This is a genomic window from Roseobacter sinensis (assembly GCF_025755255.1).
Lineage (GTDB): Bacteria > Pseudomonadota > Alphaproteobacteria > Rhodobacterales > Rhodobacteraceae > Roseobacter > Roseobacter sinensis.
Genome location: NZ_JALIEB010000022.1, coordinates 18,167 through 34,818, shown reverse-complemented (window position 1 = coordinate 34,818; position 16,652 = coordinate 18,167). Strand labels below are relative to the sequence as shown.

Genomic DNA, 16,652 nt, shown 5'->3' with positions numbered 1-16,652 from the left:
AGAGGCACTTGAGGGGGACGCAGTCATGGCCGATCACATCAAAATCCGGAAAGCGGAAGGCACATGGAGCGTGCGCGCAGGCGGCGCCGTGTTGGGCGAGAGTTCCGAGGCGCTGGAGTTGCAGGAGGGCAGCTATCCCGCGGTGATCTACTTCCCGCGCGGGGATATCGCCATGGCCTTCCTCGACCGCACAAAGAAATCGACGCACTGCCCCCACAAGGGGGATGCCAGCTATTTCTCGGTGGTGACCAAGAGCACGACGCTGAGCGATGTGGCGTGGTCCTACGAGGCCCCCAAGGAGGCCGTTGCACGCATCAAGGACCATCTGGCATTCTACACCGACGGCGATGTGACGGTTGAGCGGATCTGATCAGGAGTGCTCTTCCGCGGCCGTGGCCGCAAGAGCGCGGTTGTAGACCTTCAGCGCGTCCACGTGGAACAGTGCGCCCTGCAGTTCGGGCGGGGCGGCATCCGCGCTGAGCGTCACCACCGGAATGAAGCGCACACCCGTTTCGAACATCGGCATCGCCGACTCCAGCGTTGCGTTGCTGTCGACATAGACGCCCTCCCCGATCATCTCCCAGCAGGCCTCTTCCGAAGCGGCGCGGGGATGATCCATGGGCCGCATCACGGGGCCGACGCGGAACATCGCCAGCAGATAGGCCTGGGGCCCGGCGGCAAGGTGAATGCCGCGGCGCTCCAGCTGGCTGAGGAAGAAGCTGCGGTCCACCAGCCGTGACGACAAGGCCGTGGACATGGAGACGGCCACCATCACCGCGAGGCCCGTCTGCCAGTCGCCGGTGAGCTCGAAGACGATGAGTGTGGTCGAGATCGGCGCCCCGAGGACGGCCGCGGCCACGGCACCTGTGCCCGCGAGCGCATAGAGCGAGATGGAGCCCGAGACCTCCGGAAAGATGCTCGTCGCGATGAGCCCAAAGCTGAGCCCGGTGAGCGCGCCTACCATGAGCGAGGGCGAGAACACACCGCCGCCCATACGCCCCGCCATGGTGATGGCCACCGCGATTGTCTTGATCACGGCGAAAACAACCGCCTCATGCAGCAAGAGCTGCCCATCCATGGCGAGGAAGGTCGTCTCGTACCCGACCCCGATGATATGCGGATACCAGATCGCGATCCCGCCCAGCATGGCGCCGGCGATGGCCGGGCGCAACCAGCGGGGAATGCCGGTTTTCTCCTGCACCTTGCTGGCGACATCATCGGCCCAAAAGATCCCTTTCATGAAGGCGACGGCGACCAGACCGCAGACGAGGCCGAGGATCAGATAGGCGGGCATCTCCTGATAGAACTGCACCTCGTTCACGGTGGTCAGGCTGAACTCCGTCACGCCGCCGAACTCCAGCCGGTTGATCACCGTGCCCGCCGCACTGGCGATCACGATGGGGGCGAAGGCGTGCACCGCGAAGTGGCGCAGCACCACTTCCAGCGCAAAGAGCGCACCGGCAATGGGCGCATTGAAGCTGGCCGAGACAGCCGCGGCGACCGCACAGCCGAGAAGGTCGCGGCCGGTGATCCCGTCGGCATGGATGCGGCGGTTGACCCAGGTGGAGATCACCGCCGCCAAGTGTACCACCGGCCCCTCACGCCCAGTCGACCCCCCGGTGCCCAGCGTGATCATCGAGGCGAGCGCCGAGGCGAGCCCGGCCCGCGTCTCCACCCGCCCATCGTGCATGGCCGCCCCATGGATCACATCCGCCACCGAGCGGGCGCGCGCGTCCTTGGTGAAGATGTGCAGGATGATGCCCACCACCAACCCGCCGCAGATCGGGATGATCAGCACCAGATACCACGGCAGCGATTCGGCGAAACTGTGCAGCAGCCGCACGTCTTCGGTCCCGTAGAGGTAGGTTTGCAAGGCATTCACGCCTTTGCGAAAAAACAGCGCAGCAAAGCCTGCGGCAATCCCCACCAGAAGCGCAATAAACCAGAACTGGATTTGGTTCGGCCCGCGGCGGCGCAAGAGGCGCAGCCCATCCCGGCAGGAGGCCAGCGCGACATCGAGCTGCTGGGAAAGGACGGATCGCGGCGGGCTGGACATGCGTGTTACTCTGGCTGCTCCCTCTCTAGGGCAAGCGTGACACGGGGGAAAGCCTTTTACCCCTCTCTACCCGGCCAGCAGCGCCCGGGCCGCGCCTCGCGCCTCTTCCGTAATCGTATCGCCCGACAACATGCGGGCGATTTCGTCCACCCGTTCCGGTGCGGGCAAGGGCGTGACCGTCGAGGTCGTCATGCCGTCGGCCACCTGTTTCTCGACCCGCCAGTGATGCGCGCCCAAGGCGGCGACCTGCGGCGAATGGGTCACCACGAGCACCTGCCCGCCCTCGGCCAACGCCGCCAGACGCCGCCCCACGGCATCGGCCGTTGCTCCCCCCACGCCGCGATCGATCTCGTCAAAGATCATCGTGAGCCCCGACTGCCCCTTGGTCAGGCACACCTTGAGCGCCAGAAGAAAGCGGCTGAGCTCGCCGCCGGATGCGATCTTGTTCAGCGGGCCTGCCGGCGCACCGGGGTTCGTGGCCACGGTGAACGCCACACTGTCTGCACCTTCAGGCCCGGGCGTATCGGGGGTGATCTGGGTCTCAAACACCGCGCGCTCCATCTTGAGCGGGGCGAGTTCCGCACTGACGGCTGTGTCGAGCGCTCGGGCGGCGGTCTGCCGTGCCGCGCTCAAATCCGCGGCTGCACTCTCATAAGCCTCTTCGGCCGCGCGCACGTCCTTTTGCAACGCCGCCACATCCGCATCGCCCGCATCGAGTGCTGCGAGCTTGTCGCGCAGGGTGTCGGCAAAACGCGCCAGATCGTCCGGCAGCACATCGTGTTTCCGCGCCTGCGCCCGGATCGCAAAGAGCCGCTCTTCGGTGGTTTCGAGATCGGTCGGGTCGAACGACAGCCCTTCGATGGCAGAGCCCAGCCCAGCCGTGGCCTCGTCGAGCTCGACCATGGCGCGGGCAAGTGCGGCCATCGGTGCCTCCAGAGCCCCTTCGGCGCGCGGGGCTGCGCCGTCGAGCCAGCGCAGCGCCTCTCCGAGTGCTGCCTCCGCCCCCTGATGCCCCAGGAGGTCATGCGCCCGCACCACATCGCTGCGGATCCGCTCGGCGCCCTGCATCGTACGCCGTCGGGCATCGAGCGTGGCCTCCTCACCCGGTTCCGGCGCCAGTGCATCCAGTTCGGCAACCGCATGGCGCAGGAAATCTTCTTCCTCGCGGATCGCGGCCACCGCCGCTTCGGCCGCTTCCAGCGCCGTCGCCGCCTGCGCCTTGGCGGACCAGGCCGCCCGGCATGCGGCGCGGGTCGCGTCCAGACCCCCGAATGCATCGAGGATCGCGCGATGCCCACGCGGGTTCAACAGGCCGCGGTCGTCGTGCTGACCGTGCAGTTCCACCAGGGTCTCCGACAGTTGGCGCAGCACTTCGCCCGAGCAGCGCCGATCATTCACCCATGCGGTCTTGCGCCCATCGGCGGTGTTGATCCGCCGCAGGATCAGCTCGTCATCGGCCGGCAGCCCCGCCTCCTCAAGAACCGCCCGCGCGGGATGATCCAAGGGCAGATCGAACCAGGCGGTCACCTCGCCCTGCGCCGCACCCTGCCGCACCAGATCGGCCCGCCCGCGCCAGCCGAGCACGAACCCCAGTGAATCGAGCAGAATGGACTTGCCCGCGCCTGTCTCGCCGGTCAGCACGTTGAGACCCGGCTCGAAGCGCAGCTCCAACCGGTCGATGATCAGCATGTCGGTGATGTCAAGCCCGCGCAGCATATGCCCTGCCCGTCATGCGTTGGGGCTCAGAGCCATTCGCCCTTCACCGTCTGGCGATAGACCTGGCGCAGCCAGCTGTCGCCCGCCGCCTCCAGCGTCAGCCCCTGGCCCGTGAGCAGCGCGAAGCTGTCTTCGTACCAATCTGTCGATCGGTAGTTGAAACCCAGGATCGCGCCCGCCGTCTGCGCCTCCTGCGTGAGACCAAGCGACAGATAGGCCTCGACCAACCGGTGCAGCGCCTCCGGTGTGTGCGTGGTGGTCTGGAAGTCCTCCACCACGACGCGGAAGCGGTTGATCGCCGCTGTGTAATGGTTGCGGCGCAGGTAGTAGCGCCCGATCTCCATTTCCTTGCCCGCGAGATGATCGAAGGCGAGGTCGAACTTCAGGATTGCCGAGCGCGCGTAGTCGCTCTCGGGATAGCGTTCGATCACTTCGCGCAGCGCCTGCAAGGCCTGGAACGTAAGACCCTGGTCGCGGCCCACCTCGTCGATCTGGTCGTAGTAGCTCAACGCCAGCAGATACTGCGCATAGGCCGCGTCGTCGTCTTCGGGGTAGAAGTCTATGAATCGTTGCGCCGCAGAGCGGCTGTTGGGGTAGTCCTGATCACGATGGTACGAGAAGGCCTGCATGATCAGCGCCCGCCGCGCCCAGTCGGAATACGGATAGAGCCGTTCGATCTCGGAAAAGAAGAAGGCCGCATCGTCGGGGCGGCTGCGGTTCAACTCGAATTCGCCGCGTTCGAAGATCTGCTCCGCCGAGTAGCTTTCGAGCGGAATTTCCTCGGGGTTGAAGAAGTTGCGGGCCCCGCCACCGTCTCTGCCGCCGCATCCGGCGAGCAGTGCGGCCACCAGCACTGCTGTCATCACCCGCTTTCGCGACCCAAGCCTACTCATGCCCTGTCACCTTCGTCCCAAACCCCGGCGCGGCTCTGCCGCGCGTACTTGTGAGGTCCTAGCACAGAATTTTGGCGTGCAAAACGCCCATTGCGCGCTTTGTGAACGCAAGTGCCAACTCTGTGCCGAGGGGGGTGGATCGGGGAAACGCGCATGCGGCCCAAGCGCTTTACGCGACCGCCGGAATCTCGTCCCAGATGAGACCATAGCCGGGAAGCCGGCTCGCCGTGCTCCTGTCGCAGACCACCATGCGCACCGCACCGGGCGTTGCGAAGAGACTGCGCAGCAAGGTGTTTGTCAGCGAGTGGCCCGCACGTACGCCAGTGTAGTGACCGATCAGCGGGGCACCGGCCAGCGCCAGATCGCCCAGAGCGTCGAGCATCTTGTGCCGCACCGGTTCGTCCGCGTGGCGCAGGCCGCCCGGGCTCAGCACACGGTCGCCATCGAAGACCACGGCGTTTTCACCCGATGCTCCACCAAGGGCGAGGCCATTTGCCCGCATCGCATCCACATCGGCCTGACGGCAGAAGGTGCGGCTATCGCAGAGCTCGCGCGCGAAGCTGCCATTGTTCATGATCAGCGACTTTTTCTGGTGGCCGATCGCTTCGTCTTCGAAATCGATTTCGAAGTCGATCCGCAGCGTATCAGCGGGTGCCAGGGTGGCAGAGGCCTGACCGTCACTGACGGTCACTTCTTTCAAGACCTCGAACGCGCGCACGGGCGCTGGCAACGTCCGAAGACCGCGCTGCATGATACCACGCACAAACGGCGCGGCCGAGCCATCGAGGATCGGGACTTCCGGCCCGTCGATTTCAACCAGAGCGTTGTGCACGCCGCAGCCCGCGAGCGCCGCCATGATGTGCTCAACGGTCGACACCTGCAAGCCAGCCTGATTTTCGATCTTGGTGCACAGGGGCGAGCGCAGTACGGCGTCCCAGCGTGCCGGAATCAGCCGATCGCCAACAGCCACGTCGGTGCGGGAAAACCATATGCCATGCTCAGCCGTTGCCGGACGGATGGTCACCGTCGCCTTGCGGCCCGTATGAAGGCCGCAACCAGCAAAGCTGATCGGAGATTTTACAGTCGTCTGCACAGTTGCCCCACGCTACCTCTAAGCCATTCGGCCTTTCTTGATCTTGACACCGTACCTATGTTTTGGCCCCGAGTGGCTCAACTCAATCTTTGCAACGGACTGAAACACTACTGTTACATTTGAGCACAAACACGCCTGTAGCGCACTAAACACCTGTTTTCAAAAGAAAATGGGCTGCAAATATACAGCCCATTTTCATCAATTCGTGAAGGGATCAATTCGCCTGACGGCGCAGGAAGGCGGGGATCTCGATGCGCTCCTGGTCCGGATCGACCTGCTCCTGCGGCATTTGGCTCGGCGCTGCGGCGCGCTGTTGCACCGGCGGTTGTTGCCGCGGCGCAGCCGGTGCACCCGGCTCCGCATGGCCGGTCATCCGGTTGATCAGGGAGTTGATTCCGAAGCGCGGCCGCTCCGCCTGCGACGCACTCGGCGCCTCTGCCGGACGGGGTGCCGGCTGCGGTGCGGCCTTCTGCGCCGCCGCCCGCAACCGCGCCATGGCCTCCGGCGAGGGCGTGCCGGGGGTCGGCGCGCGCGGGGCCACGAAGCTCTCCGGCTCGGCGGGCGCATCGACACGCGTGGGTTCGAATGCGGCGACTTGAGGCTGGTAGGCCGGCGCCGGAAGGTCGTCCTCGACTTCCTCAATTGCGGTCGGCGTGAACTCGGGCTCCGCCGGGACGCCGCGGTCGTCGTCCATATCGCCGAAGAGCGACGGCTCTTCGACCGCCTCCGCCACAACGCTCTCCCGCGGCTCAGGCACTTCCGTGGCCGCGGCGATGGGCTGGTCTTCCTCTTCTTCCGCCGAGACGGCCGGCTTCAGCGGCTGCGACAGCGACCGGCGTGGAACGGGAATTTCGGTATTCACCTCACCCGCGTCGATGCCCGTTGCGACAACGCTCACCCGCATGATGCCGCCCATATCGGTGTCCAGCGTCGAGCCGACGATGATGTTGGCGTCCGGATCAACCTCTTCGCGGATGCGATTGGCGGCTTCGTCCAACTCGAAGAGCGTGAGGTCATGCCCGCCGGTGATGTTGATCAGCACGCCCTTCGCGCCGCGCAGGCTGATTTCGTCGAGCAGCGGGTTGGCGATGGCCTTCTCAGCCGCCTGGATCGCGCGGTCTTCGCCATCGGATTCGCCGGTGCCCATCATCGCCTTGCCCATCTCGTCCATGACAGCGCGCACATCGGCAAAGTCGAGGTTGATCAGGCCGGGCCGCACCATCAGGTCGGTCACGCCCTTAACACCTTGATAAAGCACATCATCGGCCATCGAGAAGGCTTCGGTGAAGGTTGTCTTCTCATTCGCGAGGCGGAAGAGGTTCTGGTTCGGGATGATGATCAGCGTGTCGACCACCTTCTGCAGCGCGTCAACACCGTCTTCGGCCTGGCGCATGCGCTTGGCGCCTTCGAACTGGAAGGGTTTTGTCACCACACCGACGGTCAGCACACCCAACTCGCGCGCGGCTTGCGCGATGATCGGCGCCGCGCCCGTCCCGGTGCCGCCGCCCATCCCGGCGGTGATGAAACACATATGCGCGCCAGCGAGGTGATCAACGATCTGCTCGATACTCTCCTCTGCAGCGGCGGCCCCCACGCTCGCACGCGCCCCTGCACCGAGGCCTTCGGTCACCTTGATGCCCAGCTGCACCCGGTTGTCCGACTTGGCCTGTTGCAACGCCTGCGCGTCGGTGTTGGCCACGACGAACTCCACCCCGTCGAGTTCCTTCTCGATCATGTTGTTGACCGCATTGCCGCCCGCACCGCCGACACCGAAAACGGTGATGCGGGGTCTGAGGTCGTGTTGTCCGGGCATGGAGAGAGTGAGGGTCATGAGATATCCGCCTGTGCTGCTTCCCCGCATTCGCGGGCGTTTTTGGGTGCCTATTCCCGCTCAACCCTACCTGTTGAGCGTCGTAGCGTCACGCAAAAAACACAGATTTGCCACAAAATATGGACCAAAACGGCCTCCATACCCCTGATGACGGGGGGTATTGGCAAGATGTCGCGCAAATGCGCTGTGGCACCACTAGAAAGCGCGCAACGGAATCGGCCGCGGGCCTGGCCCACGCCGCGCGAGTCGCGCTGTTTTTCAATGTCACGGACGACTGCTCGACCGCCTTGGGCCTCTTTCGGGCCTTATGTCGTTGCTACCATATCTGCGTGGATCGGTCACTGCAATTCTGCTCACCAATTGTCCCTGAACCAGCGCACCGCGCGCTTGAGAGAGCGGGTCGGATAGCGATCTGCCGGGATGTCGAAGTCCCACCACTCGTCCTGCGGATGGGCGGCGAAGAGCGTGAGCCCCACCACCGAGGCAAAGCTGGGGCCGGTCGCGACCTGCGGCAGGCCGTGCACCCGGAGTGGCCGCCCCAGGCGGACCTGCTGGCCGAGGATCTTGCTCGCCAGACCGTCGAGCCCGGGGATCTGGCTGCCGCCACCGGTCAGCACGATCTGCTGGCTCGGCAGATGGTCGAACCCGGCGGCATCGAGACGGGCGCGCACCTCCTCGAGGATTTCTTCCACGCGGGGGCGCATGATGCCGATGACCTCGGCCCGGCTGGCCGTGCGGCGGTCGTGCTCGAAGTCTCCCGTATCACCGCCGATCTCGATCATTTCGCGGTCGTCCATCCCCGTGGCATGGACGCCGCCGTGCATGGTCTTGATCCGTTCTGCCATGGCCATGGGCACCTGCAGACCCATCGAGATATCCCCGGTGATATGATCGCCGCCCATGCGGACTGAATCCGCGTAGATCATGTGTTTCTTGATGAAAATCGACACGCCCGTGGCGCCGCCGCCGAGGTCGATGCAGGCGGCCCCCAGCTCCTGTTCGTCCTCGACCAGCGCCGCGATGCCGCTGACATAAGCCGAGGAGGCGATGCCAGCGAGCTCCAGATCGCAGCGCTTGATGCAATGCGCCAAATGCTGGATCGCCGCGCCATCGACGGTGAGCATGTGCATGTCGACGGACAGCGCATTGCCAAGCTGGCCGCGGGGGTCGCTGAGCCCGGACCGGTGATCAAGCGCGAAGTTCACGGGTTGCGCATGCAGCACCTCGCGGCCGGGCCCATAGTCCGGCACGTCGCAGGCCGCCAGCACACGGGCCACGTCCTGCTCGTCCACCGCCTCTCCCTCCAGCGGGATCTGCGCATCGAGCCCGTAGGAGCGCGGATCAGCACCCGCGAGACAGGCAATCACGTGGTCGACCCGGATACCCGCCATCTTCTGCGCCGCCTGAAGCGCGGTGCGGATCGCCCGTTCGGTCTCCTGCATCGCGCAAATCTCGCCGAAGCGCACTCCGCGGGAGCGCGTTGTGGCCGCGCCAATAACCCGGAACTGCGACTGGCCCGCAAGCGAGCCGATCTCGCCTTCCTCGCCAAGATCGCCAAGGCCGTCAAACCGCAGCACAAGACAGGAGATCTTGGAGCTGCCAACATCCAGAATAGCCACCACCCCGCGCTGCATGGCCGCTTTGCGCATGTTCCGCATTTGGCGCTGGCTCTCGTACAAATCCATAGTCTACTGCCCTGACGTATTCTTGATTTCCCACCACAGCGCGGCGGCCTGTTCGCTCATCTGCACCGTCGGACGCGCCCCGAGCCGCAGATCGACCCGCAGCAAATCGCGGGCCAGCATGTCCTGCGCCGCATCGAGCGCGATCACACGGTCCAGCGCCTCGACGGCGCCCTCTTCGGGCAGCAGGATGCGCTGGTTGCGGTCGAGCACCACATCCCAGCGCCGCTCGCCCATGCGCACGATGCCGCGCAAACGGCTGCCGAGCGGGGCGGCGGCGCGGTAGAGAGCGAGCGCCTCCTCGACCTCCGCCTCGGCCCCTTTGCCCGCGAGGAGCGGTAAGTCAGCCCGCTCCATCCGCTTGTCCAATTGCGCCAGATGCGTGCCGGTGATGTCGATCAGGGTCAGGCCCGCCGCGCTGCGCCAGATTGCAACCGGCGTGCGCGGCGTGACATCGACCTGCAGAACGCCACCGGGGCGAATGCGCACGCCAACGGATTTGACCGGCGGCAAGGCGGCGACGGTGTCGCGGATGGTGGTGAGGTCGAGATCGAAGGAGCTGACGGGGAAGTCCAGCGGCACAACCTCCCGGATGGCCGCTGCAAGGGCATCATCACCGCCGTCGATGGCCATCAGCTGAACCATGAACTCCGGACGGGTCTCGAAGCTGGCGCGCGCCTCGGCCACCGCATCGCGGATGGCCTGGCGGTTGGCCTCCTCAGAGAGCCACCAGGTCGCCGTCCCGACGATCAGCGCCAGGGGCACGCCTGCGCGCAGAAACAGCAGGAACGCGGGCGTCAGCATCAACCGCTGCATCCGCCAGGCCCAGCGGGAGGGCGCCGGATCGCACGACCCCGGCCGGCGCCGCTTCAACGGTGACATGACGCGTCCTCCACCATCCAGGCGCAGAGTTGCCCGAAGCTCATGCCGCAGGCCTGGGCCTGTTCCGGGGTCAGCGAGGTTTCCGTCATGCCGGGCTGGGTGTTGGTCTCCAGCAGGATCAGCCCATCTGCCCCGCGCGTCTCGTCCCAGCGGAAATCGGTGCGGCTCACCCCGCGGCAGCCGAGCACGGTGTGGGCGCGCAGCGCGTAGTCCATGCACAGATCGAAGATCTCGGGCGGCAACTCCGCAGGCACCACATGGCGCGACCCGCCCGGCTTGTATTTGGCATCGTAATCATACCAGCTATCGGTGAGGATATCCGTCACCGTGAGCGCGCGGTCGCCGAGCACGGTTGTCGTCAGCTCACGCCCGGGCGCGAAGGCTTCGACCATGACCTGCTCAGGCATGTCGGCGGAGAGTTTCGGCGGCCCGTTCGCGCCCTCGTGCACGAGGTAGACCCCGACCGAAGACCCTTCGTTGTTGGGCTTGACCACATAGGGCGGCGCCATGACGTGGCGCGCGCGCACGTCAGCCGAGGAGGCGATGATGCTGTCAAGCGTCGGCAGACCGACGGAGGCAAAGGCCGCCTTGCTGCGCTGCTTGTCCATCGCCAGAGCCGAAGCCAGAACGCCCGAGTGCGAGTATGGCAGGCCCATCCACTCGAGCAGGCCCTGAACGCAGCCGTCCTCGCCCCAGCGGCCGTGCAGGCAGTTCAGGATGGCATCGGGCTTGAGATCGGTCAGCGCAGCGCAGAGGTCGCGGCCGGCGTCGACCTCGGTCACCTCAAATCCTTCTCCCCGCAGGGCGGCGGCGCAGGCTGTCCCGCTTGACAGCGACACTTCGCGCTCCGCCGAAGGGCCGCCCATCAATACCGCCACACGTTGGGGTGTCCTGCTCGACTGACCCACGCTCGTGCCTCTTTGCCGGGCCTTTCGCGCCCTTGATTTTGCCTCATGAGTCCGGCTTTTGCGCCGGTTCACCGCTTTCTTTTGCCCGCAGTCTGATGGGATCGTGGTTAACGCATCGTTAATCCACGCGGCCCACGTCGCCCACGCGCATGATTTCCCATTCTAGCGTGATCCCGCTTTGGGCGTAAACCTTTTTTCGGACCGCCTCGCCCAGACCTTCGAGGTCTGCCGCCGTTGCGTCTCCCGTGTTGATCAGGAAGTTGGGATGTTTCTCGCTCATCTGCGCGCCGCCCTGCCGCGCGCCGCGCAGGCCCGCGTCGTCGATCACCTTCCAGGCCTTGAGGTCATGGACATCGTCGGCGCGACCGGTGGAGGAAAACCCCGCGGGATTGCGGAAGGTCGAGCCGGCACTTCGGTCCCCGGTGGGCTGGGTGGCGTCGCGCTTGGCAAGCTGGTCTTCCATACGGGTATGCAGCGCAGCCGGATTGCCTTGCGGTGCCTCCAAGGTCGCGGAGGTCAACACCCAGCCTTCGGGCAAATCGCTGTGTCGGTACGCAAACCGCAGATCGTCAGGCGAGAGCGTGACACTCTCGCCTGCCCGCGTCACAGCCTGCGCCTCGACCAGGACATCGGCCGTGTAGCTGCCATAGCAGCCGGCGTTCATGCGCACAGCGCCACCGATACTGCCGGGGATCGTGCGCAGGAAAGTCAGATCGAGCCCCGCATCCGCCGCCTTCTTCGCCACATGGGCGTCCAGCGCCGCAGCGCCGGCGGTCACGCGATTGCCCTCGACCTCGATCCTGTTGAAGCCGCGCCCCAGCCGGATCACCACGGCGCGCAGCCCGCCGTCGCGCACGATCAGGTTGGAGCCAACGCCCATGGGGAACACCGCCACATCCGCCGGCAAAGTGGCCAAGAAAGCGCGCAGATCATCCAGATCAGCGGGTTGAAAGAGCCAATCCGCCGGGCCACCCACGCGCAGCCACGTAAGCTCACTCAGGGGACGGTTCGGCGTCAGGCGGCCGCGAACGTGGGGCATCTCGGTCATGCGCGCAGGCTAGCGCAGCGTGCGGCGTTTGATCCAGCGCCCCAGATAGATCACCGGCCAGCGCAACACCGATACCCCCGCGGCCATCACCAGGATGCCGATCCAGGGACCATGCTGCCAGGTGACGAAACCAACGATTGGGATACCGACGGCGATCAGGACATAGGCGCTGCGCCAGTGATGGTCCTTGCTCGGGGTCATCGCAAGCACATTGGCCACCAGGGCCCAGAGCGCTGCCAGGGTAAGAGACGGGGTCATTTCGGGATCTCCGGTCTTTGACCGCGCGCGCGGGCAGCGAGATAGCGCAACGGGTTACGGTACATGGATACAAAAGCGAAGAGCGCCAGGGCAGCGGCCCACCAGCTGAAGCTGGTCCCGACCCAGAAAATCAAGACGGGCGCCGCGATCAGCAAGGCGACCCCTGGCACATACTGGTGCCGCATCGGCAGCATCGCCACGACCGCCGAGGCAAAGACCCAGGCGATGCAAGCCCAAAGCAGCATCATTCTTGTCCTCCCCGGTTGCGACCTCGTCCAAAGACCGCGCCGCCTCCAAATCCCAATATGGCGGGCAGGATACAGAACCAGAGGACAATGGCCGCCGTTACGTTTTCCCAATCGCGGTGAAACGCAACAAGTGCTTCAAGCGCCAAGTATGCGGCGCCAATCAGTCCGAGCACGAGCGCCAGCAGTCCGAAGGTGCTGAAATGATGGCTGGTCAAGAGGCCCGCCCAGACACAGAGGGACACGCCCACGCCGATGATAGCCAGTTCGATCATGAAGCGCGTCACGCGGCCCCCTTGCGCAGGCGATCCGGCAGACCGTTGGCCCAGGTGCTGATGGTCCCTGCCCCGAGGCAGACGACCATGTCGCCAGGGCTGGCCTGTTCGCGCACGAGGCGTTCAAGGTCATCCTCGCCCACCACAGCACGGGCGTGGCGATGGCCGTGGCGGATGAGACCTGCGACCAGATCATCACGGCTTGCCCCCTCGATGGGGTCTTCGCCGGCCGCATAAACCTCGGCGATGCCGACGACATCAGCGTCGTTGAAGCAGGCGCAGAAATCGTCGAAGAGGCTGGAGAGGCGCGTGTAGCGGTGGGGCTGGTGCACGGCGATCACACGGCCCTCGGTGGCCTGCCGCGCAGCTTTCAGCACGGCCGCAATCTCCACCGGGTGGTGGCCATAATCGTCAATAATCGTCACGCCATCAACGTCGCCGACCCGCGTAAACCGACGGTTAACGCCCCCAAACTTGGCTAACGCGGCGCGGATCTGCTCGCCTTTCATGCCCAGATGCCGCGCCACGGCCACGGCCGAGAGCGCGTTCGAGACGTTGTGATCGCCCGGCATCGGCAACGAGCACTCCTCGATCACGATGCCTTCTGCCTGAAGGGCTATGTCGAAATGCGCAACACCGGCCTCGTACCTCAGGTTCACCGCACGGACATCGGCCTGCGCGTTGAACCCATAGGTGATCACGCGGCGGTCGGTGATCTTGCCGACCAGCGCTTGCACCTCCGGGTGATCGGTGCAGCAGACGGCCACGCCGTAGAACGGGATGTTGGAGACGAAATCCAGAAAGCCCTGCCGCAGCGTGTCGAAATCCCCCCAGTGCTCCATATGCTCGGGGTCGATGTTGGTCACGATTGCAATGGTGGCGGGCAGCCGGTTGAAGGTGCCGTCGCTCTCGTCGGCTTCCACCACCATCCACTCGCCCTCACCCGCCCGTGCGTTGGAGCCGTAGGCGTGGATGATGCCGCCGTTCACCACTGTCGGGTCGAAATCGCCCGCGTCCAGCAGCGTGGCCACCATCGTGGTGGTGGTCGTTTTGCCGTGCGTGCCGGCCACCGCGATGTTGGACTTCAGACGCATCAGCTCGGCCAGCATCTCGGCGCGGCGCACGATGGGCAGCCCCTGGGCACGCGCCGCGTCGAGCTCGGCATTTCCCCGCTTGATCGCAGAGGAGATGACCACAACCTCGGCGTTGGAGATGTTCTCGGCGCTCTGGCCTTCGAAGACATGCGCGCCCAGTTCTTCGAGCCGGCGTGTAATCGGCGTGGATTTCAGGTCGGAGCCCTGCACCGTGTAGCCGTGATTGAGCAGCACCTCGGCAATGCCCGACATGCCGATGCCGCCGATGCCGACGAAATGGATGGGCCCGACGTCGCCGGGCAGTTTCGTTGCTGCGCTCATGTCTCCTGCCTTTTCGCTGCCAGGTGCTCGACCATCGCGACCAGAGCCTCGGTCGCATCCGGTTTGCCAAATTTCGCGGCTGAACGCGCCATCTGCATCGCCCCGTCGGGATTGTCCAGCACCGAAAGGATCTGTTCCGCCACGGCAGTCACCTCCAACCGGCTTTCGGGGATCATGATGGCCCCCCCGGCCTCGACCAGCCCGCGGGCATTGGCGGTCTGATGATCGCCTGTAGCGCCGGCGAAGGGGATCAAGATCGATGGGCGGCCGATCACGGTAAGATCCGCGACGGAGGAGGCGCCCGCCCGGCTGATCACCAACTGAGCCTCCGTCATGCGGCGGGGGATGTCATGGAAAAAGGGCTGCACCTCGGCCTGGATGCCATTGTCCTTGTAGAAGGCCGCGACCCGCTCCCCATCCTCCTCGCGCGCCTGATGGCTGACCCGGATGTTCCTGAGCAGGTTCATGGGCAAAGCGGCAATGGCCGGCGGGATCACATCGCTGAGGATGCGCGCGCCCTGGCTACCACCGATGACCAGCAGCTCCATCGGGTAATCCCCCGGGGAGATGTAGCCGGCTTCGGTTCGGTCGAGGATGGCGCGGCGCACGGGGTTGCCGGTGTGATAGCCCTCAACCCCCTCGGGCAGATCCGTGGGCCAGGTGCCGCAGGCCACGGCATCGACCCGCGTCGCAAAGACCTGATTGACCCGACCGAGGATGCCGTTTTGCTCGTGGATCATGCACGGCAGTTTCATCAGATGGGCCGCAGCCAGCGCCGGGATCGTCGGATAGCCGCCGAAGCCCACAACAACATCCGGCCGGTCACGCCGCATGTTCCACAGCGCGCCCATCACGCCCCCGGCGATTTGGAAGGGTACAGCAAGTTTGGCCAAAAGGTTGCCGCGCGCGAAAGTGCCGCTGTTAATCTGGGTGATCTCGGTGCTGTGGGGGAAGCCGCCGGTGTAGCGGGCGCCGCGCGCATCGGTGCTGAGCTTCACGCGCCAGCCACGGTGCAGCATCGCCTCGGCCAGCGCCTGTGCGGGGAACATATGCCCGCCGGTGCCGCCAGCGGCAATCAGCAGCAACGGCTCAGCGTTCATCGGGCGCGGCCCCGCACGAGCAGATCGCTGATTTCGCCTTGCGGCCGCGTCCGCGTGAAGGCCAGCAGCATGCCCACCGCCAGCCCGCTCGCGATCACGGAAGACCCGCCGTAGCTGACGAAGGGCAGTGTCATGCCTTTCGCGGGCAGCAGCCGCACTGCCACGCCCATGTTGATCATCGCCTGCACGCCGAGCGTACAGGCCAGCCCCGTGCCCGCGAGGCGGATGAAGGGATCACGCTCGCGCAAAAGCCGCATGAGCGAGCGCAGGACGACGGTGGCGTAGAGCGCGATGATGACCAGAACCAGGATCAGCCCGTATTCCTCGGCCGCCACCGCGATGATGAAATCCGTGTGCGCATCAGGCAGCGACCACTTCACCTGCCCCTCGCCCACCCCCACGCCGAACAACCCGCCTTCCTGGATCGCATTGGTCGCATAGCCAAGCTGGGTGCGCGGGTCGATATCGGGGCTCAGGAAGCCGTCGATCCGCCGGGCGAAATGCTCGGAGTTGGAATAGGCGACGGTACCACACACGACCGCCAGCAGTGCCATGCCGACCAGCAGCAGCATCGGCGCACCGGCGACGAAATACATGACCGACCAGGAGAAGAGCACAAGACAGGCCTGCCCGAAGTCCGGCTGCAGGATCAGCAGCGCCACGATGACCAGACAGAGCGCGAAGGACCAGCTGCGCCCCGGCGGCCCATTGAGGTCCATCGCGGCCGCCATCATCCAGGCGCCGACGATGACGAAGCCGGGTTTCAGAAACTCCGAGGGCTGGATCGCGGCAAAGCCCAGACCGTACCAGCGCACCGCCCCCTTGCCGAAATCGGTGCCGAAAAAGGGCAGCAACGCCAGTGCAACGAAAGCCACCAGAAAGCCCAGCACAGCGAGCCGCCTGACCAACACAGGTGACATCATTGAGGTGACGATCATCGCAATCAGAGCAATGCCGCCGAAGGCCGCCTGTCGCTGCACGTAGTGAAAGGGCTCGAACCCGTTCTTGGCCGCCAGCGGCGGTGATGCGGCCAGCCCCAGCAGAAGCCCGACCGCAAAGAGCATGAGAATGCAGGACATCGTCCATTTGTCGATGGTGCGCCACCATTTGGGCAGGATCGGCTCGCCATCGCGAACCGGGACTGCGCCATAGACCATTTCCGTCATGGGGTCTGCCTTGAACCGTTACACTGCCTCGATGCGCCCTGTTGGTCAGGGTCTGCTGGGCGCATCCTAACGCCATTTCGCCCG

Annotated in this window: 16 protein-coding genes; 1 reads left to right on the top strand and 15 read right to left on the bottom strand. The window is 65.4% G+C overall.

Translation table 11 applies throughout. The annotated features are described in order from the left end of the window. The first annotated feature begins 25 nt into the window (after positions 1-25). Entirely contained in the window at positions 26-370 is a 345-nt protein-coding gene (locus MUB52_RS21020) for a DUF427 domain-containing protein (RefSeq protein ID WP_263846114.1), read from the top strand. On the opposite strand, the gene MUB52_RS21015 is transcribed toward MUB52_RS21020, so the two are convergent. The 15 genes from MUB52_RS21015 to ftsW form a co-directional block, all read right to left on the bottom strand. Further along, entirely contained in the window at positions 371-2,056 is a 1,686-nt protein-coding gene (locus MUB52_RS21015; protein WP_263846113.1) for a chloride channel protein, read from the bottom strand. It abuts the gene before it with no gap. 66 nt (positions 2,057-2,122) lie between these two features. Continuing rightward, on the bottom strand, positions 2,123-3,772 hold the full coding sequence (gene recN, locus MUB52_RS21010) for a DNA repair protein RecN (protein WP_263846112.1): 1,650 nt from the start codon (positions 3,770-3,772) through the stop codon (positions 2,123-2,125). A 26-nt stretch (positions 3,773-3,798) separates the two neighbouring features. After that, the gene (locus MUB52_RS21005; protein WP_263846111.1) at positions 3,799-4,665 is read right to left on the bottom strand and encodes an outer membrane protein assembly factor BamD; all 867 of its coding nucleotides are present in this window, start codon (positions 4,663-4,665) and stop codon (positions 3,799-3,801) included. Positions 4,666-4,834: 169 nt separating this feature from the next. Next, positions 4,835-5,758, bottom strand: a complete 924-nt coding sequence (lpxC, locus tag MUB52_RS21000; RefSeq protein ID WP_263846110.1) for a UDP-3-O-acyl-N-acetylglucosamine deacetylase — start codon at positions 5,756-5,758, stop codon at positions 4,835-4,837. Between the two features lie 214 nt (positions 5,759-5,972). Then, the gene (gene ftsZ / locus MUB52_RS20995; protein ID WP_263846109.1) at positions 5,973-7,589 is read right to left on the bottom strand and encodes a cell division protein FtsZ; all 1,617 of its coding nucleotides are present in this window, start codon (positions 7,587-7,589) and stop codon (positions 5,973-5,975) included. Between the two features lie 353 nt (positions 7,590-7,942). Next, positions 7,943-9,247: a cell division protein FtsA gene (gene ftsA / locus MUB52_RS20990; protein WP_263846142.1), complete on the bottom strand. Its 1,305-nt coding sequence runs from the start codon at positions 9,245-9,247 to the stop codon at positions 7,943-7,945. A gap of 30 nt (positions 9,248-9,277) precedes the next feature. After that, positions 9,278-10,153, bottom strand: a complete 876-nt coding sequence (locus tag MUB52_RS20985) for a cell division protein FtsQ/DivIB (RefSeq protein WP_263846108.1) — start codon at positions 10,151-10,153, stop codon at positions 9,278-9,280. Then, positions 10,141-11,019: a D-alanine--D-alanine ligase gene (locus MUB52_RS20980; RefSeq protein ID WP_404818257.1), complete on the bottom strand. Its 879-nt coding sequence runs from the start codon at positions 11,017-11,019 to the stop codon at positions 10,141-10,143. The genes MUB52_RS20985 and MUB52_RS20980 overlap by 13 nt, the downstream gene beginning before the upstream one ends. Positions 11,020-11,179: 160 nt before the next feature. Then, positions 11,180-12,109 (bottom strand): UDP-N-acetylmuramate dehydrogenase, encoded by a 930-nt coding sequence (murB, locus tag MUB52_RS20975; RefSeq protein ID WP_263846106.1) that lies wholly within the window; start codon positions 12,107-12,109, stop codon positions 11,180-11,182. Between the two features lie 9 nt (positions 12,110-12,118). Further along, on the bottom strand, positions 12,119-12,367 hold the full coding sequence (locus tag MUB52_RS20970; protein ID WP_263846105.1) for a DUF2484 family protein: 249 nt from the start codon (positions 12,365-12,367) through the stop codon (positions 12,119-12,121). Continuing rightward, a complete protein-coding gene (locus tag MUB52_RS20965; RefSeq protein ID WP_263846104.1) occupies positions 12,364-12,615 on the bottom strand; it encodes a DUF2484 family protein in 252 nt (83 codons plus the stop codon). The genes MUB52_RS20970 and MUB52_RS20965 overlap by 4 nt, the downstream gene beginning before the upstream one ends. Next, the gene (locus MUB52_RS20960; protein ID WP_263846103.1) at positions 12,612-12,899 is read right to left on the bottom strand and encodes a hypothetical protein; all 288 of its coding nucleotides are present in this window, start codon (positions 12,897-12,899) and stop codon (positions 12,612-12,614) included. The genes MUB52_RS20965 and MUB52_RS20960 overlap by 4 nt, the downstream gene beginning before the upstream one ends. Further along, on the bottom strand, positions 12,896-14,302 hold the full coding sequence (gene murC, locus MUB52_RS20955; protein WP_263846102.1) for a UDP-N-acetylmuramate--L-alanine ligase: 1,407 nt from the start codon (positions 14,300-14,302) through the stop codon (positions 12,896-12,898). Before murC ends, MUB52_RS20960 begins: the two co-directional genes overlap by 4 nt. After that, complete coding sequence (locus MUB52_RS20950; protein ID WP_263846101.1) at positions 14,299-15,402, bottom strand: UDP-N-acetylglucosamine--N-acetylmuramyl-(pentapeptide) pyrophosphoryl-undecaprenol N-acetylglucosamine transferase; 1,104 nt, start codon at positions 15,400-15,402, stop codon at positions 14,299-14,301. The genes murC and MUB52_RS20950 overlap by 4 nt, the downstream gene beginning before the upstream one ends. Further along, a complete protein-coding gene (gene ftsW, locus MUB52_RS20945) occupies positions 15,399-16,568 on the bottom strand; it encodes a putative lipid II flippase FtsW (RefSeq protein WP_263846100.1) in 1,170 nt (389 codons plus the stop codon). The genes MUB52_RS20950 and ftsW overlap by 4 nt, the downstream gene beginning before the upstream one ends. Positions 16,569-16,652 lie beyond the last annotated feature (84 nt).

Bases quoted from the DNA above. Each gene is read 5' to 3' on its own strand.
- murC (WP_263846102.1), bottom strand. From the start codon at position 14,302: ATGAGCGCAGCAACGAAACTGCCCGGCGACGTCGGGCCCATCCATTTC.
- recN (WP_263846112.1), bottom strand. From the start codon at position 3,772: ATGCTGCGCGGGCTTGACATCACCGACATGCTGATCATCGACCGGTTG.
- murB (WP_263846106.1), bottom strand. From the start codon at position 12,109: ATGACCGAGATGCCCCACGTTCGCGGCCGCCTGACGCCGAACCGTCCC.
- ftsA (WP_263846142.1), bottom strand. From the start codon at position 9,247: ATGCGGAACATGCGCAAAGCGGCCATGCAGCGCGGGGTGGTGGCTATT.
- MUB52_RS20965 (WP_263846104.1), bottom strand. From the start codon at position 12,615: ATGATGCTGCTTTGGGCTTGCATCGCCTGGGTCTTTGCCTCGGCGGTC.
- MUB52_RS20950 (WP_263846101.1), bottom strand. From the start codon at position 15,402: ATGAACGCTGAGCCGTTGCTGCTGATTGCCGCTGGCGGCACCGGCGGG.
- MUB52_RS21005 (WP_263846111.1), bottom strand. From the start codon at position 4,665: ATGAGTAGGCTTGGGTCGCGAAAGCGGGTGATGACAGCAGTGCTGGTG.
- MUB52_RS21015 (WP_263846113.1), bottom strand. From the start codon at position 2,056: ATGTCCAGCCCGCCGCGATCCGTCCTTTCCCAGCAGCTCGATGTCGCG.
- ftsZ (WP_263846109.1), bottom strand. From the start codon at position 7,589: ATGACCCTCACTCTCTCCATGCCCGGACAACACGACCTCAGACCCCGC.
- MUB52_RS20980 (WP_404818257.1), bottom strand. From the start codon at position 11,019: ATGGGCGGCCCTTCGGCGGAGCGCGAAGTGTCGCTGTCAAGCGGGACA.
- MUB52_RS21020 (WP_263846114.1), top strand. From the start codon at position 26: ATGGCCGATCACATCAAAATCCGGAAAGCGGAAGGCACATGGAGCGTG.
- ftsW (WP_263846100.1), bottom strand. From the start codon at position 16,568: ATGACGGAAATGGTCTATGGCGCAGTCCCGGTTCGCGATGGCGAGCCG.
- MUB52_RS20970 (WP_263846105.1), bottom strand. From the start codon at position 12,367: ATGACCCCGTCTCTTACCCTGGCAGCGCTCTGGGCCCTGGTGGCCAAT.
- MUB52_RS20985 (WP_263846108.1), bottom strand. From the start codon at position 10,153: ATGTCACCGTTGAAGCGGCGCCGGCCGGGGTCGTGCGATCCGGCGCCC.